Here is a 23,237-nt window from a genome sequence, read left to right as displayed (position 1 = left end):
CCTGCGGCTGGGGGTCTCCGGACGGCAAGGCTGCGCCTCATGCCTTACTCCAACATCAGGTCGCGGCCTGATACGCCACCTCTCCGTCCTTTTCTATGCTTGTAGCGGTGTACGGACGCATGGATGATACCCAGGTAAATCGCTTCCAGATACTAGGCAAGTGGACGCTGGCCCCCTCGATAGCGAAGTTTCGCATCCGGGCGCCTTTTGTGGCCCGCAAGCACAAGGCCGGCAACTTCGTGATCATCCGCATTGACGAGACCGGCGAACGCATTCCCCTTACGGTTGTGGAATCCGACCCCATCGAGGGGACGATTACCCTGATCGTCCAGGCGGTCGGGAAGACGACCAAAGCGCTGTGCGCCATGCAGGTCGGAGAGGCGCTGAGTGACGTCGTCGGCCCGCTGGGCAACCCCACGCCGATCGAACACCACGGCGCGGTCGCCTGCGTGGGCGGAGGGGTGGGCACCGCTGAGCTCTTCCCAATCGCGTGTGCCCTGCGCGACGCGGGCAACACCGTGCACACGATCGTCGGCGCGCGGACGCGGGAGCTGGTGGTTCTCGAACAGGAGATGCGTGAGTGCTCGGCCACCCTGACCGTCACCACGGACGACGGTTCCCACGGGCGCAAGGGGCTCGTCACGGACGCCCTTTCGTCCCTCCTGGATGAGCACCCTAACATAGCGGTCGTCTACGCCATCGGTCCCTTGGTAATGATGAGGGCCGTTGCCGTTCTCGCGGCGAAGCGCGGGGTCAAGACCATCGTCAGCCTGAACACGATCATGATCGACGGGACCGGCATGTGCGGCGGCTGTCGCGTGACGATTGACGGCAAGACGAAGTTCGCGTGCGTGGACGGTCCCGAGTTCGATGCCGCCGGAGTAGACTTCGACGAACTGATCGCACGAAACCGGTCCTACCTGGACATGGAGCGGATTTCCGACGAACGGTGCTCGTGCAGGATTGCCGCCTCGTCCGCCGAGGGGGCACAATGAAGGGCGCCAATCCTCTCAAGCCCGCGGAACGGTTGAAGATCCCGCGCCAGAGTCCGGCAGAGCAGTCGCCGGAAGAACGCCGCGGGAACTTCCGCGAGGTATGCTTGGGGATTGACGAAGCCGCCGCGTTCCTCGAGGCCTCGCGGTGCCTGGAGTGCAAGGACCCCGTTTGCGTCAATGGTTGCCCGGTGAGCATAGACATACGGGGATTCGTTGACCTGCTGCTGCGACGAGACTACGCCGGCGCGATCAACAAGATTCGCGAGGCCAACTACCTGCCGGGCATCTGCGGACGGGTCTGTCCGCAGGAGTCGCAGTGTGAGCAGCTCTGCGTGCTCGGGAAGAAGTACACGCCGGTTGCGATTGGAAAGCTGGAGCGGTTCGCCGCCGACTACGAGCTCCAGCACAACCTCTTCATCGACCCCCCGATGCCGGAGCCGCGCGAGGAGAAGATTGCGATCGTCGGCTCAGGTCCGTCAGGCCTGACCTGCGCCGCAGAGCTCGCCCGACTGGGCTACCGCGTAACGGTCTTCGAGGCGCTGCACGCGCCGGGCGGAGTGCTCAGGTACGGAATTCCCGAGTTCCGCCTTCCGCGCGACATCCTGGATCTCGAGATCAATCGCGTGCGATCGCTCGGGGTGGAGATCGTTACGAACTTCATCGTCGGCAGGACGGCCACGATTGACGATCTGATGGGTGAATGGGAATTCAAGGCCATCTATCTTGCCACGGGCGCCGGCACCCCGTACTTCATGGGCATCCCGGGCGAGAGCCTGGTGGGCGTCTATTCGGCCAACGAGTTCCTCTCCCGCGTGAACCTCATGAAGGCGTACCGTTTCCCGGAGTACGATACGCCGGTTAGGGTTGGCAGGCAGGCCGCGGTGATCGGCGGAGGGAACACGGCCATGGACGCGGTGCGGACCGCCCTCCGGCTGGGCGCCGAATCCGCCTACCTCATATATCGCCGATCGCGCGATGAGATGCCGGCGCGCGTGGAAGAGGTCCATCACGCCGAGGAAGAAGGCGTGCAGTTCATGCTGCTGACCACCCCGACCCGCATCCTGGCCGACTCGAACAACTGCGTGTGCGGCATCGAATGCCAGCGGATGGAGCTTGGCGAGCCGGACGCATCAGGACGCCGCAGGCCCATTCCCGTTCCAGGGTCGGAGTTCATAGTGCCGGTGCAGACGGTCGTCATGGCGATCGGCCAAATGCCCAATCCGATCATTCAGTCCACGACGCCCGGATTGAAGACCAGCTCGCGAGGCACGGTGGTCGCCGGAGAGGATCAGGCGACCAGCCGGCCCGGAGTGTTTGCGGGAGGCGATCTGGCACGGGGCGGCGCGACCGTGATCCTGGCCATGCGCGACGGCAAGATCGCGGCCGCCTCGATAGATCGCTATCTGCGCCCCGCCCCCGAGCCCCCGGCGCAGATAGTCTAATCCCGCGATAGTATTAGTCCCGCGCGGTTAGATACTCCAACAGCGTCCGGACGCCGTAGCCCGAGGCACCCTTGGGCTGGATGGCGTTCGTGCCCTCTTCCTTGTCCAGGTATGCCACGGGCGCGATGTCCATGTGGGCCCAAGGTATGCCGCCCGCGAACTCCCGGATGAAGATGGCGCCCTTCTGAGCACCCCCCGGACGAGTGCCGGAGTTCTTGATGTCCGCCACATCGCTGCGCATGGCCTGGCGATATTCCTCGTAGAGAGGCAGCGGGACCAGGCGCTCCCCTGCCCGGCCTGCCGCCGCCACCAGGCGATCCGCCAGGGCCTGGTCCGTTCCCATCAAGGCAGCGGCGTACGGGCCCAGCGCAACGCTGGCCGCGCCGGTGAGCGTTGCCAAGTCAACGATCTCGCTCGGCGCGCCCGCGGCCAGGTGCGCCACCGCGTCGGCCAGGATCAGCCTGCCCTCGGCGTCGGTGTTCGTGATCTCGACGGTCGTGCCGTTGAGCCCCCGGAAGACGTCGCCGGGCCGCATCGCCCGGCTGCCCACGGCGTTCTCCACGGCGGCGATCGCGGCGGTTACGCGCACCTGCGGCGCAAGCAGGGGTAGCGCCCGCATGGTCGCCAGTACGGCCGCGGCGCCGGCCATGTCGCCCTTCATCGTTGCCATGCCCTCGGCGGGCTTGAGGTCGAGGCCGCCGGAGTCAAATGTGACGCCCTTGCCGGCCAGAGCCACCGTGCGCTTGGGCTTGGGCGGAGCATACTCCAGCAGGATCAGTCGAGGCGTGTGCGCGCTGGCCCCGCCCACCGCCATGATCAACTCCATTCCCCGCTTCTTGAGATCTACAGGCCCCCACACCTGGACCTTGAGCTTCGTGCCCCTCGCGGCGCGGCGGGCCTCAGCGGCAAGCGCGTCCGGGGTAAGGACGTTGGCGGGCTCGTTGACCAAGTCGCGGGCGTAGTTGACGGCTTCGGCCACCACCTGCCCGCGGCGGCGTCCGGCTTCCACTGCGGCGGCCTCTGCTCGGTTGGCGGCCAGTAGCTCCAGGTGGACGGTGTGGCCCTTTTCCTTGCGGTACTTGGTGAACGTATAGGTTCCCAGCAGCGCGCCCTCGGTCCGTGCTGCCGCGATCGCCGCCGGCTCCCAGTTCCGGTGCTGGAAGGGAGGAAAGGCCAGGCGGGTCAGGCGGCGCCCGGCCGCGGCCCGTGCCACCGATGCGGCGGCCAGCCGTAGCCGGTCCACGGTGAAGGCGTCACGATCACCCAACCCTACCACTGCCAGGCGCCCGGCCGGCAGGCGGCCGTGGGTGTGGAGAAACACCACCTTGCCCGCCTCGGCGGTGAACTGCTCTTCGTGGAGCGCGCGGGCCAGCAGCCCGCCGAGCGCGTGGTCCACCTTGGCGGCGATGCCCTCGAGCCGCGCAGGGCCGCCAAATACCCCCAGGGCGAGCACATCACAACGGTGTGCGGTAGGATCGGCAACGGTCACACGGACGGTCACGGCTCTCCTCCTTTGTTAACTACCAGTCAACTGCCAACCTAGCGTCCTGGCCTGGCACGAAGGCCCGAGAGGGGTATCTCCTCTCCCACCCCGGACTCAGCGGCACGGCGGTACAGCAGCTCCATCGTTACCACATCTTCCATGGCAATGCCCTGGGACTCAAAAAGGGTGATCTGTTCCGGCCGGCTCCTCCCGGGGCTGGCCCCGGTCACGATGCTTCCCAGTTCCGTCACCCGCTCCCAGACCGCCTCCCCATCCGCAGCAGGGGCGATGAGATCGCCGCACTCGATGCGCGCCTGTTCCAGGGAGTCCACGACAATCAGGTCGCTGCGGCGGACGGCCTCTGCGTCTAGTTCCCGCCGCGCCGCCGCGTTGGCACCGACGGCATTGACGTGCACGCCGGGCCGCAGCCAAACCCCCTGGAGCACCGGTTCCTTCGCGGAGGTGGCGGTGACAACGATCTCCGAACCCTCCACCGCCTCCTGGGCGCTCGCGACGGCCACCACCTCGGCCCCCAGCTCCGCCGCCATCTCAGCCGCAAATGCCTCCCGCCGCTCTTCCGATCGGCCGTACACCTTCACCAGCGCTACCGGCCGGATGCGCGCCACGGCCGCCACCTGGCTACGGGCCTGCCACCCGCTGCCGATGATACCGAGCGTGCCCGCGCCCTCACGCGCCAGATACTTGGTGGCTACCCCGCTGGCAGCGCCGGTCCGCATCTGTCCAAGGCGATCGGCCTCAGCGATCAGCACTGGCGCGCCGTCCTCGAACCTGTAGAGCACCGCGATGAACCGCGATCCGCGGGGAGTGGAGGCGTAGGACTTGATGCCCATGAAGCCGAGAGTGGGTGCGGAAGCGTGCATCACGTGCAGCGTGCCTGACGGCGTCACCGACCTGCTCCGGGGTTGGTTGAAGCCCGTGCCCGAACCCAGGAAACGAAACCCGCCCTCGACGGCAGCGATCACATCGTCCATGGTGAGAAGCAGGCCCACATCGCTTTCGCGGAGCAGCAGCGCCATCGTCTCTCCCGGCGGCCTGGTTCGGCCGGAAAGCACCGTCGTTCCAATGAGGTTCCCCAGTCTTGGTGGGCCTTCCTCCAGCGGACGGGCACAATCCACGGCGCGGCCGTCGTTTGTGGCGAAGGGCTTACTCAAGCCCAGGCGAACTATGAACGCAGGAGGTATACCATGACCGAACGCCTGTTCGATATCATTGAAGCCCGCCGCGAGGGACTCATTGCACTACGGCGCGACCTGCACGTCCACCCTGAGCTTGCCTTCCATGAAGAAAGGACCGCAGGGATCGTGGAGGCCCGGCTGCGGGCCGCCGGACTGGAGGTTCGAACCGGGGTGGCCCAAACCGGCGTTGTCGGAGTCCTGCGTGGGGGCAGGCCCGGGCGCACCGTACTCGTTCGCGCGGACATGGATGCCCTGCCCATTCAGGAGGCGGGCGAGGTGCCGTACCGGAGCCAGATCCCGGGCTGCATGCACGCCTGCGGGCACGACGGCCATACCGCGATCGCGGTGGTCCTGGCGGAGCTTCTTTCCGAACGCCGGGCTGAGATGGCAGGCACACTGGTCTTCGCCTTCCAGCCCGCAGAGGAGATCACCTCGGGCGCGCTGCCGATGATCGAGGCGGGTGTGATGGACGCCCCGCCCGTGGACGCCGTCGTGGGGCTCCATATATGGAACGACCTGCCCGTTGGAACCGTGGCATTGAGTCCCGGCCCGGTCTTCGGCTCGGTGGATGAGATCATGATCTCCATCGAGGGGCGGGGCGGGCACGGCGCCATTCCCCACCGAGCGGTTGACCCGATCGTGGCCGCCGCCCACGTCGTCACCGCCCTCCAGACCATCGTCAGCCGCGAGACGGCCCCACTCGATGCGGCCGTCGTGACAATCGGTACGGTCCACGCTGGCACGGCGTTCAACATCATACCCGATCGCGTGGAGATGCGCGGGACCGTCAGGGCGTTCACCGGGGAGATTCGCGAGCGCACGTTGCGTCGCGTCGAGGAGATCGTGGTCGGCGTGGCAGGGGCGGTTCGCTGCGGGGCAAAGGTGACCAACCGGTTCGGGTGCCCACCGGTGGTCAACGACGCGGCGGTAACGGCCGTCGTGCGGGACGTGGCCGTAGCGGTCGTCGCCGGCGAGCGGGTGGTGGACCTGAAACCTACGACCGGCAGCGACGACGTGGCCTACTTCCTCCAGCGCGCCCCTGGGTGCTATTTCGCGGTCGGGTCCCACAACCGCGATCGCGGTCTGGATGCGGCGCACCACAATCCCCGGTTCGATTTCGACGAGGAGGCGCTGGTCATCGGCGCGAAGGTCCTGGGTGGAGCGGCTTTAAGGCTGCTCGAGTAGGCCGGGCCGCCGGGCCGCCGCCCAGAGGACCGCGCCGGACTCCGTCGAAGGAGTTGGGCCATGGACCAGGCAGTCGCCTACGCCCGAGAGCAGGACGGTCGGTTCCTCTCTGAGCTGATCGAGTTCCTCCGGATTCCCAGCGTGAGCACCACACCCGAGCGGGGCGCGGACGTCGCCCACGCCGCAGCATGGATCGCCGGGCACCTGGAGCGACTCGGATTTCGCAGCCGGGTCGAGTCCACCGACCGCCACCCCATCGTGCGGGCCGACTGGCTGGGCGCGCCGGGCCGGCCGACGGTTCTGTGCTACGGCCACTTCGACGTGCAGCCGCCTGATCCGTTGAGCCTCTGGAACTCCCCGCCGTTTGAGCCCACGGTTGAGCAGGGTTCGCTCTACGCGCGCGGTGCGTCCGACGACAAGGGGCAGTTGTTCACGCACGTCAAGGCGGTGGAGGCGATCCTGCGCACCGCGGGCTCGCTGCCGGTCAACGTGAAGTTCTTGCTGGAGGGCGAGGAGGAGATCGGCAGCCCATCCCTGGCCACCTATGTCCCACGGCACCGTAGAGCCCTGGCCGCCGACGCCGCCCTGGTCAGCGACGGCACGCTGTTCGCGCCCGGGTTGCCCACGCTTACCACCGGGCTGCGCGGAATGCTCTACACCGAGATCGAGGTCAGCGGTGCCCGCTGTGACCTCCACTCAGGCCAGTACGGCGGCGCGGCGCCCAACGCCGTCGGAGCTCTGACGCAGATCCTGGCCGCGCTCAAGGACCGGCGGGGCCGCGTGCGGATTCCCGGATACTATGGACGGGTCCGGCTGCCGGACGAAGCCGAACGGTCTGCCTGGGCCCGGCTTCACTTCGACGAGGCCGCGTTCTGCAACGAGATCGGAACGGCCGTGGCTCCGGGCGAAGAGGGCTACCCTATTCTGGAGCGCTTGTGGGCCCGGCCGACGCTTGACGTGCACGGCATCGCCGGCGGGTTCACCGGCGCCGGCATGAAGACCGTGATCCCGTCCTGTGCGACGGCCAAGGTGAGCATGCGGCTGGTGCCGGACCAGAGTCCGGAGCGGATCTTCAAGCAACTGGAAAGGTTCGTGCGCCGCCAGGCGCCGCCCGGGGTGCGCGTGGAAGTGCGTCATCTCGCCTCGACGCCGCCCGTTGTGGTGTCTCCCGACGCACCGCCGGTGCGTGCGGCGGCACGATCACTGGAGGCGGTCTTTGGCGTGCCCCCGGTCTATGTGCGGAGCGGGGGCAGCATTCCGGTGGTTTCCGCCTTCGACCGGGTCCTGAAAGTTTCCACGGTCCTGATGGGCTTCGGACTGCCCGACGACAACCTGCACGCGCCGAACGAGAAGTTCGCCCTGGTTAACTTCAGGCAGGGAATTGAAACGACGATCCGCTTCTTCCACGAGTTCGGAGGGTAGCAGAGGAGCGTCCATGGAGCAGCCCATGAGTGCGAACAACGCGAGTACCCAAAGCCTACCGCTACGATACCGCTGGCTGTCCGGCGTGGTCGGAGCTGTCGGTCTGGCAATCGTGGCAGCAGCGCTGCTGCGCCTTCCCGATCTTCCGTGGCATGTGTGGCTGCTCTTCGGCACCGTGGCACTGTTCTCAGGGATGATCGTCTTCCCGCTGCCGATGGGCATCACGTATCACCCGCTGGGTGGCATCTCGCTTGCCGCCCTGTTCCTGTTCGGTTGGGAAGCCGCTGTGTTTATGAGCCTGCTGGGGCTGCTGGTCTTCTGGATTCGCGCAGGGCGGCCGGTCTGGCGCGCCGCCTACGATCTGGGGAACGTCGACTGTAGCCTGCTCCTGGCGGCCTCGGTTGCCCCGCTGGTAGCCGGGGGGTTGACCACGGGAATGTTGGCCAGATTGATACTCGCCGGTGGTATATACGTCCTGGGCAACACGGTGTTAGTCATATCCGGACGGGTGGTGCAACACATCGGCGCGCTGCCGATAGCCACTAGATTCGTCCTCCGCATCATGGTACTGTCGGCCAGCATGGTGCTGGCAGGAATAGTCATTGTGCTCCTGTTCGATTCGTTCGGCGAAGCCGGCGCGTTGCTGGGATTTGCGTCGTGGCTGCTGGCGAGCGTCGCGCTCAAGGGTAACTATGAAGCCCGTGCAGCAGGCGAGCGCCACGTGGACACCAACCGCCGGCTCGAGGAGGCCCTTGTGGCCGTCGAGCGCCTGTCCATTACCGATCCGCTCACCGGGCTGTACAACCGGCGGCACTTCCGGGTTCGCCTGGAAGAAGAGTTCAAACGAGAATCCCGCGATGCCACGCCATTCAGTCTGTTGCTGCTCGACTTGGGCGGGTTCAAGGCCATCAACGACGCCTACGGCCACCTGGCTGGCGACGTGGTCCTCCAGCAGTTTGCCCGGCTGCTGGACGGCGCGGTGCGCCCCGGCGATCTGGTTTTCCGGTACGGTGGGGACGAGTTCGCCATCATCATGCCTCGGACCGCGCGCCCGAGTGCCGAGGCCGCCGCGGCTCGTCTCGAGACACTCATGGCCCAGACCCCCTTCCTGGTTGGAACCAAGCGCCTGTTTGTTGACCTGGACGCGGGCATTGCCGTGGCTCCAGAAGACGGCACGGATGCCGACACGCTTGTCCACTGCGCGGATACCGCCATGTACGGCGCCCGCGGGCGCCGGCGCGGGTGAATCACGCTGGCGTGCTCTTTCAGGTGAGGCACTGGCTGGACGGCCTGAGCGCGTTTGAGCAGGCGTTGGGGGTGGTGGCCCTCACGTTTGTTCCGTGGATCGAGTTGCGTGGGTCCATCCCGCTTGGGATCGCGCTGGGACTGCATCCCCTGGCGGTCATGGCGATTGCTGTGGCGGCCAACTGCGCCATCATCGTTCCCGGGTACTACGCGCTCGAGTTGTTCTATGACCGATGGTTTTCGCGCTTTGCTCCGGTTCGACGGGCGGTAGTGCGGGTGCGGGCAAGGGGTGCCGGGTTCGTCGAGCGGTATGAACTCCTGGGCCTGGCGCTGTTTGTCGCCGTGCCGCTCCCGGGCACCGGAGCCTATTCAGGCACTTTGCTGGCATGGCTGCTGGGCGTGAACAGGATCCGCGCGTGGGTTGCGATCGCGGTGGGTGTGACGCTGGCCGGGGCGGTTGTCACACTGGCGGCATCCGGAGTACTTGCCGCGATCCGGCGATTGCCTTAGAATAAGAATTCAAGGTGCCGACGAGCCAACGCAGGAAGCATCTGCTCCACACTGAAGAGATAGGATACTCCCGAATTGAAGGAGGGATCAGATCGCGTGCGAAGAGTCCTGGCCTTGATAGCTGCCATTGCCCTTGCCGGCGCGCTCGTAATCTCCGCGGCCGCGGCGCCGGCGGTGACCCCGACGCGCGGTGGAACGCTCATCGTTGGATCCGGGGTGGACGCGGTGACACTCGACGCGCCCATGATTACCGATTCCCCGAGCGCGACCGTATCGGAGCACATGGTCGAGTCCCTTTATAGGTTGACCCCCGAGGGCAAGATCGTGCCGATGCTGGCCCTGGGGCACACCGTATCCCCGGACGGTCGGACATGGACGGTTCGGCTGCGCACCGGCGTTCGGTTCCACGACGGGACCCCGTTTGACGCCGAGGCGGCCAAGTTCAACCTCGATCGCATGCTCGACCCTGCAACCCGCGCGCCGTTCCGGTTTCTGATCAGCCGCGTGACGAGCGTCACAGTGGTTGACTCCTCGACGATCCGTCTGGTCACCGATGCCCCGTTCGCGCCGCTGCTGGCGCACTTCACCCACAGCTCCGTCGGCATGCAGAGCCCGACCGCCGTCCGGCGGCTGGGCGCCGACTATGCCCGGCAGCCCGTGGGAACCGGCGCCTTCAAGTTCAAGGAATGGGTGCGCGGCGATCGGGTGGTGATGACCCGCAACGACGACTTCTGGGGGGAGAAGGCGTTTCTGGACGAGGTGCAGTTCCGCGTGATCCCCGATGACGGCGCGCGCGTGGCGGCCCTGGAAGCGGGCACGATTCACGTGGCCGTGCGCATACCTCCGCGCGAGATTGAGCGGTTGAAGGGCGCCCGGGACTTCACCGTCTCGGTCGACGACAGCCTGCGCACGATCTACGTAGGCTTCAACGTGACGCGGCCGCCGTTCAACGACGGACGCCTCCGCCGGGCGCTGAACCACGCGGTGAACAAGCGGGCGATCGTGAACAGTGCCCTGTATGGAACGGCCCGCGTTTCCGATGCGCCTATCGTCCCGGCCGTTGAGGGCTACTCCAAGATCATGACCTATGAATGGGACCTGGAGCGGGCCGAGGCGCTGCTGCGTGAGGCCGGCTACAGCAGGGCCCGTCCGCTGCGCGCCGTGTTCCACCACCCAAGCGGGCGGTACATACGCGACGCCGAGATAGCCGCCAGCATCCAGGGACTCGTGCGCCGCGCGGGCATCGAACTCGAGCTTAGGACAATGGAGTGGGGGGCCTACCTTGCCCTCACCAACCGGCCGCAACCCGAGAACGACGTCCAGATGTACATGCTCGGGTGGGGCACCGTGACCGGCGACGCAGACTACGGCCTCTATGCCCTGTTCCACTCGTCGCAGTGGGTGCCGACGGGCTCCAACCGGAGCTTCTACAAGAACGAGCGCGTTGACTCGCTGCTCGATCGGGGCCGGACGACGACCGTCCAGGCGGATCGCAACAAGATCTACGCCGAGGCGATGCGGGTCATCATGGACGACGCGCCCTGGCTCTTCCTGCACAGCGAGTCGCAGGTGACCGGCATACGGCACGTCGCGCAGGGGGTGGTCGTCCATCCCGCGGAGCGCATAGAGTTGTTCAAGGCCTGGATACGGCGGTAGCGAAGAGACTCGACAAGCGTAATTAGGAAGGACGAGGGGGGAGGGAGGTTTGTGCCCTCCCCTTCTCATGGCTGCTGAACATGTGGGCGTACATCGTCAAACGACTCCTGCTGTCCATTCCCGTCATCTTCGGCGTGGCGTTCATGGTGTTCGCCATGGTGCGGATTGTTCCCGGGGATCCCGCGCGGATCATAGCCGGGGAAGCGGCGACTCAGGAGATCGTCGATGGGATCCGCAAGGACATGGGCCTGGACCGGCCGCTGCTGAGGCAGTTCGCCACATTCATCGGGAACGTGCTGCGCGGCGACTTCGGGCGCTCGGTGCGGTCCAAGGCGCCGGTGGCCGGTGAGGTCGCCGCGCGTTTGCCCAACACCATCAGACTGGCAACGGCCGGTCTGTGCGTAGCGATTGTCGTTGGGGTTTCCGCGGGCATCATCTCGGCCATCCGTCCCTACTCGTGGATGGATACGGTGGTCATGCTCGTGGCGCTGGCCGGGCTCTCGATGCCGGTGTTCTGGTCCGGCCTGATGCTGATCCTGATCTTCGCGGTCTGGCTCGGATGGCTACCCGCCGTGGGGACCGGCGGCATGGCGCACCTTGTGCTGCCGGCGATCACTCTGGGCATGTCAACCGCCGCCATCATCGCCCGCATGTCGCGCTCCAGCATGCTGGAGGTGCTGCGGTCCGACTACATTCGCACGGCGCGCGCCAAAGGCCTGGCGGAGGCCGCCGTCGTCAACCGCCACGCGTTCCGCAACGCCTTGATCCCGGTCATCACCGTGGTTGGTCTACAGATGGGCACGCTGCTCTCCGGGGCAGTCCTGACGGAGACGGTGTTCGCGTGGCCGGGTATCGGCCGGCTGCTGGTTGAAGGCATCTTGGCCCGCGACTATCCCATAGTGCAGGCCTCGGTGCTGGTGGTCGCGATGGCGTTCGTGATGGTGAATCTCATGGTTGACGTGCTCTACGCGGTCGTGGACCCGCGGATCCACTATGACTGATGTGATTGCGCCTGCCAGGATCTCCCTGCGGCCAACGCGGTCACGCGCTCGGATGGTGTGGACGCAGTTCCGTCGCAACCGGGCCGGCCTGGTGGGTTTGGTGCTCCTGTCCGTGTTCCTGAGCGCGGGTCTCTTCGCGCCGGTGCTGGCGCCGTACGACCCTTACGAGATCGAGCTCGAATCCGGCCTGAAGAGGCCGGGCCCAGGGCACTTGCTGGGACAGGACGAACTGGGGCGCGACATGCTCAGCCGCATCATCTACGGCGCCCGCCTCTCGCTGGTGATCGGCGTCATCGCCGTTACCATCGGCGTGGGGATCGGCGTTCCGGTCGGCGCCATCTCCGGCTACTTCGGCGGGTTGCCGGATCTTCTGGTGCAGCGCCTGATTGACATCATGATGGCATTTCCGGGCATCCTGCTGGCGATCGTGCTCGTTGCGATCCTGGGGGTGGGACTCGTCCAGGTCATGGTGGCGGTGGGGATCGTGTCAATCCCTGTTTATGCGCGATTGGTGCGCGGGCAGGTCCTTTCGCTGCGATCGCAAGAGTTCGTGGACGCGGCGCGGGCGGTGGGGGCTACCAGCGGGAGGATCATATGGCGCCACGTGCTGCCCAACACGCTGGCCGTGGTCATCGTTCAGTCCACCTTGCAGATCGCCACGGCGATTCTCGCGGCGGCCGCCCTGGGCTTCCTGGGCCTCGGCGCCCAGCCGCCTGCCGCGGAGTGGGGCTCGATGCTGAGCAACTCCCGGCAGTACATCCGCCTGGCGCCGCACAGCGTGATGTTTCCCGGGTTGGCCATCATGCTGACCGTGCTCGGGTTCAACCTGCTCGGCGATGCCATCCGGGACGCGCTTGACCCGCGGATGCGGATCTAGCCTGAGATCTGAGCGGGAGGGGGTGGGAGATGGATCCGATCGGGCACCACTACATCGTTGAGGCTTCGGGATGCAATCCCGAGATCATCGGCAAGGTTGAGACGGTTGAGCAGATTATGGTGCGTGCCGCCGAGGTGGCCAAGGTCACCGTCTGGTCAATCTCCTTCCACCGGTTCAACCCCAACGGCGTTTCCGGCGTGGTCGTCATCTCGGAGTCACACCTCTCCGTCCACACGTGGCCGGAGTACGGATACGTAGCCCTTGACATCTTCACCTGCGGCAACGACGCGAAGCCCGAGGCAGCCGTAGAGCACGCGTTCAAGGAGTTCAAGGCACGGACGATGCACATCACCGAGGTAACCCGGGGGCTGGAGGAGGGCGACCGCCAGTACTTCCACAGCATCGTCACCTGGGAGGAGACGCTACCCACAAAGGACGACAAGAGACGGTCGAAGGTTGCAAAGCGCCCAAAGCGGCCGACGCGCCCGGCGTTCCGAGCCCGCTAATACGACGCGCCCGGGGCGGCGCTCCGATGGGGGACTGCAGTGGCACTGCTTTCGGTCATCCTGCCCATAGCGTTGCTTATCGCGGCCGGGTACCTGCTCGCCCGCCTCATACCAATCGAAGTCCAGTCGCTCTCCCGCGTGACCATGTACCTGCTCACGCCCAGCCTCGTGTTCGCCGCGCTCGTGCGCACCGATGTGTCGGCCGCGGCCGCCGCGAGGCTGGTAGGGCTTATCGTTGCGCAGTTCGCCGTGTTGCTCGTCGTCGCGCTGCTTGCCGGTCGATTGATGCGACTGGCACCGCTCCAGCGCAGCGGGCTGGCGGTGGCAACGGTTCTCTACAACGCGGGGAACTACGGGATTCCTGTGAGCCTGTTTGCATTCGGCGAGGAAGGAGTTCGCCTGGCCACGCTCATCTTCGTGGTCTCGGCGGTCCTCATGCACTCCGTAGGGGTCTTCCTGGCCTCGGCCGGTAGGAACAAGCCCGTCCATGCCGTTCTCGACATATTCCGCCTGCCGCTCATCTACGCCTCGATTGCGGGCGTGGTTTTTGCGCACCAGGGGTGGGTCGTGCCGGTTGCGCTGTGGCGCCCGATTGAGCTCATGGCCCAGGGCGCGATTCCCGTGCTGCTCATCACCCTTGGCGTGCAGCTCTCGCAGGCACGGCCCTCGGTTGTGAACGCGCCTTTGGGCGTGTCGGTCGCCCTGCGACTCGTCCTCTCCCCGCTGCTGACAATCGTCCTCGCGCCCTGGTTCGGCATCGCCGGACTGACCCGCGACGTCGCGGTGATGTCCACGGCGATGCCGACCGCGATCAACGCGTTTCTGATCGCCGCGCAGTTTGACGCTGCCCCCGATTTTGTGGCCAGCGCGGTCTTCCTGACCACGGTTGCCAGTTTCGTTTCGATCCCGATCATCCTGGCGCTGCTTCCGTGAACCCGGGGAGGCCGCGTGCACCCTCGTGGTCACGCCTGGGCGCCCTGTCCTTTGCCCACTTCACCAACGATCTCTATGCCGCTTTTCTGGCGCCCCTGCTGCCGCTGGTGGTTGCCAAGTTCGGCCTTACGCTGGCGCTTGCCGGGCTTCTCGGCAGCGCCTTCAACCTCTCGTCCGCGTTCTCCCAGCCGTTATTCGGGATGGCGGCCGACCGCTTTCCGCGGCCCGTGTTCACCATTCTGGGCGCGCTCGTCACGGTTGTCATGATGGGGCTGCTCGGGCTCGCGCCCTCATACCACGCGATGCTCGCGGTGCTCTTCATAGGGGGCCTGGGCACCGCGGCGTTCCACCCCCAGTCGTTCGCGGCCGCCGGGGCCGTGAGCGGGGACCGCCGGGGAGCCGGGCTCTCGCTCTTCATTGCGGGTGGTGAGCTGGGATACTCGCTGGGCCCGGTCTACGTGGCCGCGATCGTGGGTGCGATCGGGCTCTCCGGAACCGCGGTGGCAGCGCTTCCAGGCGTGGTGGCCTGCCTGCTGCTCTGGAGGTTTGCCGGCTCCTGGTGGTCTGGTCTCGAGACGCCCACCCGGGTGGGCCTGCGCACCGAAGTTAGGCGGCACGGGAGAGCCCTGGCACTGATCTGGCTCGTGGTAGTGCTCAGGAGCGTGGTCACGCTGGCGCACATCTTGTTCATCCCGCTCCTGATGCGCGATCGCGGGGAGACGCTGATGATGGGAGGGACCGCGGTCCTTCTCTTTGGGGGGGTCGGTTCGATCGGCGGCCTGATCGGCGGGGCGCTCTCCGATCGGATCGGGCGGCGCGCCGTGATGGCGATCTCGCTGATTGCAACCGCACCCCTGCTCGTGCTCTTCGGCAGCATCGAGAGTAACTGGGGCTTGGTGCCACTGGCTCTGGGTGGCTTCACGCTCTTCCTGGCGGCCCCGGTCAGCATAGTGATGGCGCAGGAGATGTTCCCCTCGCGGGCAAGCCTGGCCAGCAGCCTGGTAACCGGGATGGCGTGGGGAACCGCAGGTCTTTCCATGACGCTGATCGGCGCGATTGCGGACAAGATCGGGCTGGCCCAAACCCTGTCGGCAAGCGTCGGTCTCTTCCCGATCGCTCTCATGGCAATCTGGGCGCTCCCGGCGCAGCCTCCGCGCGCAAGGGCTACGCTGGACTGATCCCTCTCACCTTTCGCTGACCGGTGTGACCACGCAGGTAGTCGTCCGCGTGACGCCGCTTGTTTCCTGGAACCGGGAGACTATCAACCTGCCCAGCGTGTCCATGCTCTCGGTTTCCACGAACGCGATGATGTCGGTCGGCCCGGTGACGGCGTGCGCCATCTTGACCCCTGGGGTCCGCAGGATGTGCGCCAGCGCGTCAGAAAGCTTGCCGGGCAGGATGCGTATAAGCACGTACGCTTGAACCATCGCCCCCTCCTCCTCCGTTCGTTCTCAGGGCCTTAGCGTCACCAACAAATCCACGAGCAGGTTGCGCGCCAGATAGAGCAACAGGATGGCGACAATCGGTGACAGATCGAGGCCTCCGGCTGCCGGTATTGCCCTCCGGATCGGATCCAAGATGGGCGAGGTGAGATCGTGGACCATCTTGACCGCGGGATGGCGTAGGGCCGGGAACCACGAGAGGACCACGCGTGCGAAGATGAGCGTGGTAATGATCTTGTAGGCTAGGTCGAGGAAGTAGATCAGCTCCAGCATCCGTTTCTCCCATGGCAGTCCTCGGCAGTCCTCACTCGGCGCGCGGAGCCCGGTCACAATTGTAACAAGCCGGTCCCAGGCAGGCAACGAACTCCTGGTGACCGCGGGTTGCGGAACCCGGTATCCCGGACGATCTGACGGGGGGGAGGGTCCACTCAGCCGTCGAAGATGGCCGGGTGAAGCTTTTCCACCTTGACGCGTACATGCGCGAGTTCACCTCTGTGGTAACCGGCGTGCGCCATCGCGAAGGCAGGGTCACCGCGGTTGCGCTGGCGGAGACCGTGTTCTACCCGGAATCCGGCGGCCAACCCGCGGACCAGGGTTACCTCGATGCCACGGAGGTAACGGACGTACTGGAAGAGGACGGCGAGATCTGGCACGCCGTCGGGGCCTGCTCCACGCTGCGGGAAGGCCTCTCCGTTACCGGAACTCTCAACTGGGAACGGCGCTTCGACCACATGCAGCAGCACACCGGCCAGCACATCCTCTCAGCGGCCTTTCTGCAGGCCCTGGGGGCGGAGACGCTGTCCGTTCACATCGGTGCCACCTGCACGCTGGACCTGGATCTTCCCCTCCTCGACGATGAAGCCAGTGCCCGCGTGGAGGACCTAGCCAACACGATCGTCACCGAGAACCGGGTGGTGGCCACGCGCGAGGTTGAGATCGAAGAGGCGGTCGCGATGGGGCTGCGCCGTCCGCCCAGACAGGCCGGGCGGATACGGGTGGTGGAGGTGACGGGTTTCGACCGCTCTGCCTGCGGCGGCACGCACGTCCGCGCCACCGGCGAGGTCGGCGCCATCGCTCTACTGCGCCACGAGCGGCACAAGGGCGGCGTACGAGTGGGCTTCCAGTGCGGGTGGCGCGCGCTGCGTCACTACAGGTGGGCGCGGGGGTTGATCACCTCCCTAGCAGGCGAGTTCACCGTGGGCGAGCCCGACCTGGCGGGTGCGATCGGGCGTCTCTCGAGCCGCGCGCGGGAGATGGAGCGGGAGCTGGAGACCGCCCGCCTGGAGCTGCTGGGGTACGAGGCCCGGGAGCTCCTTGTACGAGCGACCTCCGCGGGCGCACCCGCTGGCGGCCAGGGACCTCTGGTCGTCGCCGCGGCCTATGATGGGCGCGCCATCGAGGACCTGCGCGCGCTGGCCCGCACCCTCACGGCGCAGGCGGACTGCGTTGCGATCCTGGCCACCGATCCGGGGCGCCGCGTGCTGGTGGCGCGGAGCCCATTGGTGGCCGTGGATGCGGCCGCGGTGCTGCGCGAGACCGTTGCGGCGTTCGGGGGCCGGGGCGGTGGCAAGTCCGAGGCAGCAGAAGGCACGGCGCCAGAGGCGCCCTCGACCGCCGCCCTCGTGGACGCCGCGCGGGCGGCACTGCTGCGCCTGCCCGCGGCCCCACACGAAGGTGGTGCTGTGGCATAATACCCGTATGACCGAGGTAGGCCTGATTCTGGCCTTCACGGCCGGCGTGCTGGGTTTCCTGAGTCCATGCATCGTGCCGTTGATCCCGGGCTACCTCTCGTTCGTCTCCGGGCTCTCCCTGGCCGAGATGAGCGTGGAGGAACGGCGCCGGAACCTGGGCCGGATACTGGCGGCCACAGGCCTGTTCGTCCTGGGTTTCGCCTCGATCTTTACCGCGATGGGTGCCTCGGCCTCAGCTCTGGGGGCCCTGGTGCTCGAGAACCGCCTGCTGCTGACGCGCCTGGGAGGCGCTTTGGTGATCTTCATGGGGCTAGGCGTGCTGGGGATAATTAAGGTGCCCGGGTTCTCGCGTGAGCGCCGTTTCCAGGTGCAACGCCGTCCCCTTGGGCTGATAGGCGCGTTTCCCGTCGGCATGGCGTTCGGCTTCGCCTGGACACCATGCGTGGGTCCTGTGCTCACCGCGGTGCTGACGATGGCAGCAACGGCGCAGACGGCATCCAGCGGCGCGCTGCTGCTGTTTGCCTACTCGCTCGGGCTAGGCCTGCCGTTTCTCGTGGCGGCCGCGCTGATGACCATCGCGTTCGATGCCGTGGGATGGCTGCGCCGGCACGCCCGCTCGGTTTCGACTGTCAGCGGGATCTTTCTCGTCGTGATGGGCGGCGCCATGGTGACCGACCTGCTGTTCGCATTCAATACCTGGATCATCCGGCTGGTGCCGTTCCGGCCCGTCATCTGAGATCCAGCAGACTGGGAGAACTTTCTATGAGGCCATTCGCAACCCGGGGAGCGCGACTGCACCTTCCCGTAGCCATCCTGCTTCTGTCCCTGGTCGTGGTGCCCCTGGCGGCGGCGCCTCCCGTACACGCCGCCGACGCTGGCCTGGCGCTGGAGGCGCTGGGGCTGCTCCGCGAGCGGTACGTGGATCCCGTGGACTCCATTGTCCTGCTGAACGGGGCGATCGGGGGGCTGCGCTCGGCGCTTTCGGCATCGGGCATCCAGGCCGATCTCCCCGACATCCCGCCCGGCACCCCGAACGGGCAGGCCGATGCCGCGTTCCGCGCCCGGTTTGGCGCCGCGGTCGCTGCATCCGGCGGCCGTGTCTCAGGCGCCTCGCTGGCCTATGCCGCGATCCGCGCCATGACCGCCCTGCTTCGCGACTCTCACACCGGCTTTCTCACCCCAGAGCAGAACCGCGAGCGGCAGGCGCGGCAGCGTCAGCAGGCAGCGTTCTCGGGCATCGGGGTGGTGCTGATGCCGCGCGAGGGGCGCTTCTACGTGCGCGACGTCATCCCCGGCAGCCCGGCGGAGGCCACCGGCGTGCAACCGCTGGACCGCATCGTGAGGATTGACGCGACCCCCACCGCCGGGCTCCAGGTGGAGCAGGTGGCCGGAACGATTCGCGGCCCGGCAGGCACCTCGGTGACGCTTACGCTGGATCGCCCCGGCCGGGCGGATGCGATCGCGCTCACCGTGACCCGGGCTCCAATTCAGGTCCCCGCGATCTTCCAGGCCCGGATCCTCGAGGGCGGAATCGGCTACCTTCAACTCTACCAGTTCATCACCCGTACCGGGGCGGAGTTCCGCCAGGCGCTGGAGCGGATGCTCTCCGGCGGGATGCGCGCGCTGGTGCTCGACCTCCGGTCCAACAGCGGCGGCTACCTGCACGAGCTGACCGCGGTTGCGAACGCCATGCTGCTTCCAGGACAGCCCATCTACCGGGAGACCTCACGTGGGGGACGCACGCGGACGGTTCGGACTTCCGCGGCGCCGATCCTGCCCTCGCACGTGCCGGTGGTCGTGCTCGTAGACGAGGGAAGCGCCTCAGCCGCCGAGCTGCTCGCCGCCGCGCTGCAGGAGCACGGTCGCGCGACGCTGATGGGCGCGAAGACCAGCGGCGCGGTCGAGGCCAGCGTGCTTCACGACCTCTCGGACGGCTCGGCGCTCAGCGTGACCGTGCTTCGGCTTTCCACTGGGATGGGGCGGCGCCTGGAAGGGATCGGGGTCTCTCCCGACATCCCGGTGGCGCTGTCGGTTGCCGACCTGGATCAGGGCCGCGACACCCAGTTCCAGCGTGGGGTGCTGGTGGCCCGGCAGCGGCTGGGCCTGGCCCGCAAGGCAGCCCCGGCTGCCGCCGGCCGATAGGGGGATTCGAGATGCTGCCTTCCGATCGACTGCGCGACAAGCTGATCGTGATGAACGGCAAGGGCACCCAGGTCTACCGGACCCTGGCCGGCGCCTACCGATTCGATCGGTTCGAGCTCCACCTGGATGCAATACACCCCGATCCTTCCTCACCGTCCGCTTGGGCCCGCGTGCGCGTGGACCAGGCCGAGGCCCAGGTCCCGCCGGCGCTGTGGGGAAGCCCATCCGGTCGGTTGGCGGCGGAGGAGTTCCTGTCGCGCGCGGTGCACGAGGCCATAGGACGCCATGTCCATTCCCGGTGGCAGGGGAAGGCCGCGCCTGTGGCGATCCATGCAGGCGGGGGGGAGATCCTGCGGCGCTCGTGCTGCACGGTCGGCGAGGAGTTCGTGGAGATCCGCCTGACGATCGGGTTCCCTGCCGAAGGACGCAAGGTGCTGGCCAAGCCGGCAGTGACGCTGCTCTTCGATGAGCTGCCCGCGGTGGTTCAGTCCGGTCTGGTTTGGGCGAACCTCGACGCGGCTGCCGGATGGCGCCACCGCGACACGCTGGAGGACTACCTGGCCCTGCGGGAGGCCCTGGACGAGCTTGGGCTGGCGGCGTTTGTCGCCGACGGCTCGGTGCTGCCGAGAGAGGATGGGCAGGGCGAACGTCCGCTGCGCGGCGGCCGCGCCGTTGTCCTGCGCGCTCCGGACGAACTGGCCGTTATGGTCGCCCTGCCGCATCGTGGTGAGGTGCGCGGGCTGGGCATTCGCCGCGGCGTCACGGTGATCGCCGGAGGAGCCTTTAGTGGCAAGTCCACGCTGCTGGCCGCGCTCTCTGCCGGCGTTTATCCCCACGTCCCCGGGGACGGCCGCGAGCTTGTGGCCACGGCTCCGGACGCGGTGCGGATTCTCACCGAGCCCCTCCGGCGCGTCGAGCGCGTGGACATCAGCGCCTTTCTCCGGGAGCTGCCGCACCGTCCGGACGCGACCACACTGTCGTCTGAACACGCGACAGGGACGGTCTCCATGGCCGTGGGAGTCGCGGAGGCCGTCGAGGTCGGGTCCCGCCTGCTGCTGTTCGATGAGGATGAGAGCACGGTTGCGTTTCTGGTACGGGATGCGGCGATGCAGCAACTGGTCCCATCGGAGCGCGACCCCGCGACCCCGCTACTGGACCGCCTCCGGGCGCTTTGGGAACTCCACGGCGTCTCGTCGGTGATCGCCACCGGAAGTCTTGGGGAGTACCTCGGAGTGGCGGATACGGTAATCGTCATGGAAGGGTTTCAGCCCCAAGCGGCGACCGACCGAGCACGCGGCATCGTCGCGGGATTCACCGGGCGTCGCACGCGCGCCGGCGGGGAGTTTGACATGCCGATGCCTCGCTGCCCGCTGCCGCGGGGGTTTGGCGGGCTGCGGGGGCGCGGCCACCGAACCGAGCTGCGAGGCCGTGCGGAGATCGGCATCGGTCGCGAAACTATCAGCACCGCAGCGCTCGGACAGCTTGTGGGCGCGGGTCAGGCATGTGCGGCCGGAGATGCGATCCTCTACGCGCTTGCGAAGGGCTACGTGGACGGGAACGCCTCTATAGCCGAGATTCTTGACCGCGTCTTCGCGGACATCGCGGCGCACGGGTTGGGCGTGCTGGCAACCGAAGGGAGTCATGCCGGTGGCTACGCGCTGCCCAGGCGGCACGAGGTGGCGGCGGTGCTGAACCGGATGCGGGCCCTGCAGGTGCGGACGCGTCGGGCGACTCCCGCGGCCGCGGATCCCCCAACCCCCCCAGTCTCGGGGGCAGATCAGGTTGAGACGCCGGCAGGAGATCCTCCGCCGCCGGCGAATGAAACAGTTTAACCAGCCCGATGACCGGGACGAGTACGCGCCAGGCGGGCGCGCAGAGAGCTGCTAAGGTGGAAGGCAGCCGCCGCGCGGCGCGGAATGGACCCGTGAGGTGTGCGGTGAACGCGCGGGAGGCGCCGCAAGCGCAACCGCGCCAGTAGTCGCACCGGTTGATTCGCCGTTAGCGGATCAGAGCGCTGCGGGTTCGCGTACAGCGATCCCCCGGAACATGGGTGGCACCACGGAGCCGGCCTCCGTCCCTCGACGGAGGCCGGCATTATTCTTCCCGTCGGGGTCTGGAGCCGGCGACGGGAAACAACGAGGGGGTGTAGAGATGGATTCCACCAAGATCCTGCTCGGCGAGGGCGACGTGCCGAAGGCCTGGTACAACATCGCCGCGGACCTACCGGTGCCGGCAGCGGCGGTGCTCCACCCGGGGACCAGGCAGCCCATCGGCCCGGCCGACCTCGCGCCGCTGTTCCCGATGGAGCTCATCATGCAGGAGGTTAGCACCGAGCGGGAGATCGAGATCCCCAAGCCGGTGCGCGATGTCTACCGCATGTGGCGGCCAACGCCTATGTATCGGGCGCGGCGGCTGGAGGCGGCGCTCGACACCCCTGCCCGCATCTACTACAAGTACGAGGGCACCAGCCCGGCCGGCAGCCACAAGCCCAACACCGCGGTGGCGCAGGCCTTTTACAACAAGCAGGAGGGCGTGCGGCGGCTGGCCACCGAGACCGGTGCCGGCCAGTGGGGCAGCGCGCTGGCGCTGGCGTGCCGGCTGTTCGGGCTCGACTGCACGGTGTACATGGTGCGTGTCTCCTACGATCAGAAGCCCTACCGCAAACTGATGATGCAGACCTGGGGCGCGGACGTGCTCTCCAGCCCCACCGACCGCACCCACGCCGGCAGGGCGATCCTCGAAAAGGCGCCGGATTCACCCGGCAGCCTGGGCATCGCCATCAGCGAGGCGGTAGAGGACGCCGCGACCCACGACGACACCAAGTACTCGCTGGGCAGCGTGCTCAACCACGTGATGCTGCACCAGACCGTCATCGGGTTGGAGGCGCGCCGCCAGATGGAGATGGCCGGCGACGCTCCCGACGTCGTCATCGGCTGCGTCGGCGGCGGCAGCAACTTTTCCGGTCTTATGTTTCCGTTCATGCCCGAGAAGTTCAAGGGCGGCGGTACTCGCTTCGTCGCGGTCGAACCCCAAGCGTGCCCGACGCTGACCCGTGGCGATTACCTCTACGACTTCGGCGATACGGCGGCGACCACGCCGCTGATGAAGATGTACACCCTGGGACACACGTTCGTGCCGCCGGGCATTCACGCGGGCGGGCTGCGCTACCACGGCGACGCGCCGCTGCTGTGCCTGCTCTACCACCACAAGTACATTGAGGCCGTGGCCTACCAGCAGCGGACGGTCTTCGACGCCGCGCTCCAGTTCGCGCGCACCGAGGGGATAATCCCGGCCCCCGAGGCGGCGCACGCCGTCCGCAAGGCGATTGACGAGGCGTTGGAAGCGAAGAAGGAAGGCCGGCCGCGGACGATCCTCTTCGGGCTCTCCGGCCACGGCCACTTCGACATGGCGGCCTACGAGGCCCACCTGGCAGGCCGGCTGGAGGACTTCGCCTACCCGGAGGATGCGATCAAGGCGGCGATGCGGGATCTGGCGCAGTTGCAGCCGTAGC

21 protein-coding genes are annotated in these 23,237 nt (G+C 67.2%); 17 read left to right on the top strand and 4 right to left on the bottom strand.

The genetic code is table 11. The annotated features are described in order from the left end of the window. The first annotated feature begins 119 nt into the window (after positions 1–119). On the top strand, positions 120–995 hold the full coding sequence (locus tag RDU83_04410; GenBank protein ID MDQ7840256.1) for a sulfide/dihydroorotate dehydrogenase-like FAD/NAD-binding protein: 876 nt from the start codon (positions 120–122) through the stop codon (positions 993–995). Further along, positions 992–2,437, top strand: a complete 1,446-nt coding sequence (gene gltA / locus RDU83_04405) for an NADPH-dependent glutamate synthase (protein ID MDQ7840255.1) — start codon at positions 992–994, stop codon at positions 2,435–2,437. The genes RDU83_04410 and gltA overlap by 4 nt, the downstream gene beginning before the upstream one ends. A 13-nt stretch (positions 2,438–2,450) precedes the next feature. Here the strand turns inward: gltA and RDU83_04400 are convergent, their stop codons facing one another. Both RDU83_04400 and RDU83_04395 read right to left on the bottom strand, forming a co-directional pair. Continuing rightward, positions 2,451–3,938, bottom strand: a complete 1,488-nt coding sequence (locus RDU83_04400) for a leucyl aminopeptidase (protein MDQ7840254.1) — start codon at positions 3,936–3,938, stop codon at positions 2,451–2,453. Between the two features lie 38 nt (positions 3,939–3,976). Continuing rightward, positions 3,977–4,957, bottom strand: a complete 981-nt coding sequence (locus RDU83_04395) for an ornithine cyclodeaminase family protein (protein MDQ7840253.1) — start codon at positions 4,955–4,957, stop codon at positions 3,977–3,979. 168 nt (positions 4,958–5,125) lie between these two features. On the opposite strand from RDU83_04395, the gene RDU83_04390 reads away from it, so the two are divergent. The 10 genes from RDU83_04390 (at position 5,126) to RDU83_04345 (ending at position 15,629) form a co-directional block, all read left to right on the top strand. Beyond that, positions 5,126–6,301 (top strand): amidohydrolase, encoded by a 1,176-nt coding sequence (locus RDU83_04390; GenBank protein MDQ7840252.1) that lies wholly within the window; start codon positions 5,126–5,128, stop codon positions 6,299–6,301. A gap of 60 nt (positions 6,302–6,361) precedes the next feature. Next, on the top strand, positions 6,362–7,723 hold the full coding sequence (locus tag RDU83_04385; GenBank protein MDQ7840251.1) for a dipeptidase: 1,362 nt from the start codon (positions 6,362–6,364) through the stop codon (positions 7,721–7,723). Positions 7,724–7,748: 25 nt separating this feature from the next. After that, complete coding sequence (locus RDU83_04380) at positions 7,749–8,969, top strand: diguanylate cyclase (GenBank protein ID MDQ7840250.1); 1,221 nt, start codon at positions 7,749–7,751, stop codon at positions 8,967–8,969. A gap of 23 nt (positions 8,970–8,992) precedes the next feature. Further along, a complete protein-coding gene (locus RDU83_04375) occupies positions 8,993–9,478 on the top strand; it encodes a small multi-drug export protein (GenBank protein ID MDQ7840249.1) in 486 nt (161 codons plus the stop codon). A gap of 96 nt (positions 9,479–9,574) precedes the next feature. Beyond that, on the top strand, positions 9,575–11,134 hold the full coding sequence (locus tag RDU83_04370) for a glutathione ABC transporter substrate-binding protein (GenBank protein MDQ7840248.1): 1,560 nt from the start codon (positions 9,575–9,577) through the stop codon (positions 11,132–11,134). Between the two features lie 80 nt (positions 11,135–11,214). Next, a complete protein-coding gene (locus tag RDU83_04365) occupies positions 11,215–12,135 on the top strand; it encodes an ABC transporter permease (GenBank protein MDQ7840247.1) in 921 nt (306 codons plus the stop codon). Then, positions 12,128–13,012: an ABC transporter permease gene (locus RDU83_04360; GenBank protein MDQ7840246.1), complete on the top strand. Its 885-nt coding sequence runs from the start codon at positions 12,128–12,130 to the stop codon at positions 13,010–13,012. Before RDU83_04365 ends, RDU83_04360 begins: the two co-directional genes overlap by 8 nt. 29 nt (positions 13,013–13,041) lie before the next feature. Beyond that, a complete protein-coding gene (gene speD, locus RDU83_04355; protein MDQ7840245.1) occupies positions 13,042–13,518 on the top strand; it encodes an adenosylmethionine decarboxylase in 477 nt (158 codons plus the stop codon). A 39-nt stretch (positions 13,519–13,557) separates the two neighbouring features. Next, positions 13,558–14,451, top strand: coding sequence for an AEC family transporter (locus RDU83_04350; GenBank protein ID MDQ7840244.1), 894 nt, complete (start codon positions 13,558–13,560; stop codon positions 14,449–14,451). Next, positions 14,448–15,629 carry an MFS transporter gene (locus RDU83_04345; protein MDQ7840243.1) on the top strand — a complete coding sequence of 394 codons (1,182 nt, stop codon included), beginning with the start codon at positions 14,448–14,450 and terminating at the stop codon, positions 15,627–15,629. Before RDU83_04350 ends, RDU83_04345 begins: the two co-directional genes overlap by 4 nt. Positions 15,630–15,635: 6 nt before the next feature. Here the strand turns inward: RDU83_04345 and RDU83_04340 are convergent, their stop codons facing one another. Together RDU83_04340 and RDU83_04335 are read right to left on the bottom strand one after the other, a co-directional pair. Then, positions 15,636–15,878, bottom strand: a complete 243-nt coding sequence (locus RDU83_04340; protein MDQ7840242.1) for an Lrp/AsnC ligand binding domain-containing protein — start codon at positions 15,876–15,878, stop codon at positions 15,636–15,638. Between the two features lie 24 nt (positions 15,879–15,902). Then, a complete protein-coding gene (locus RDU83_04335; GenBank protein ID MDQ7840241.1) occupies positions 15,903–16,166 on the bottom strand; it encodes a YggT family protein in 264 nt (87 codons plus the stop codon). A gap of 176 nt (positions 16,167–16,342) precedes the next feature. Here RDU83_04335 and RDU83_04330 point away from each other — a divergent pair, with 176 nt between their 5' ends. The 5 genes from RDU83_04330 to RDU83_04310 all read left to right on the top strand — a co-directional run bounded on the left by RDU83_04330 (position 16,343) and on the right by RDU83_04310 (position 23,236). Then, positions 16,343–17,584, top strand: coding sequence for a DHHA1 domain-containing protein (locus RDU83_04330; protein ID MDQ7840240.1), 1,242 nt, complete (start codon positions 16,343–16,345; stop codon positions 17,582–17,584). A 7-nt stretch (positions 17,585–17,591) separates the two neighbouring features. Then, positions 17,592–18,320, top strand: coding sequence for a cytochrome c biogenesis protein CcdA (locus RDU83_04325; GenBank protein MDQ7840239.1), 729 nt, complete (start codon positions 17,592–17,594; stop codon positions 18,318–18,320). A gap of 26 nt (positions 18,321–18,346) precedes the next feature. Continuing rightward, entirely contained in the window at positions 18,347–19,726 is a 1,380-nt protein-coding gene (locus tag RDU83_04320; GenBank protein ID MDQ7840238.1) for a S41 family peptidase, read from the top strand. An 11-nt stretch (positions 19,727–19,737) separates the two neighbouring features. Beyond that, positions 19,738–21,558, top strand: a complete 1,821-nt coding sequence (locus RDU83_04315) for an ABC-ATPase domain-containing protein (protein MDQ7840237.1) — start codon at positions 19,738–19,740, stop codon at positions 21,556–21,558. Positions 21,559–21,877: 319 nt separating this feature from the next. After that, positions 21,878–23,236, top strand: coding sequence for a TrpB-like pyridoxal phosphate-dependent enzyme (locus tag RDU83_04310; protein ID MDQ7840236.1), 1,359 nt, complete (start codon positions 21,878–21,880; stop codon positions 23,234–23,236). Position 23,237 lies beyond the last annotated feature (1 nt).

It is taken from the genome of bacterium (assembly GCA_031082185.1).
GTDB lineage: Bacteria > Sysuimicrobiota > Sysuimicrobiia > Sysuimicrobiales > Humicultoraceae > VGFA01.
This window is presented reverse-complemented; position numbering and strand designations above follow the sequence as displayed.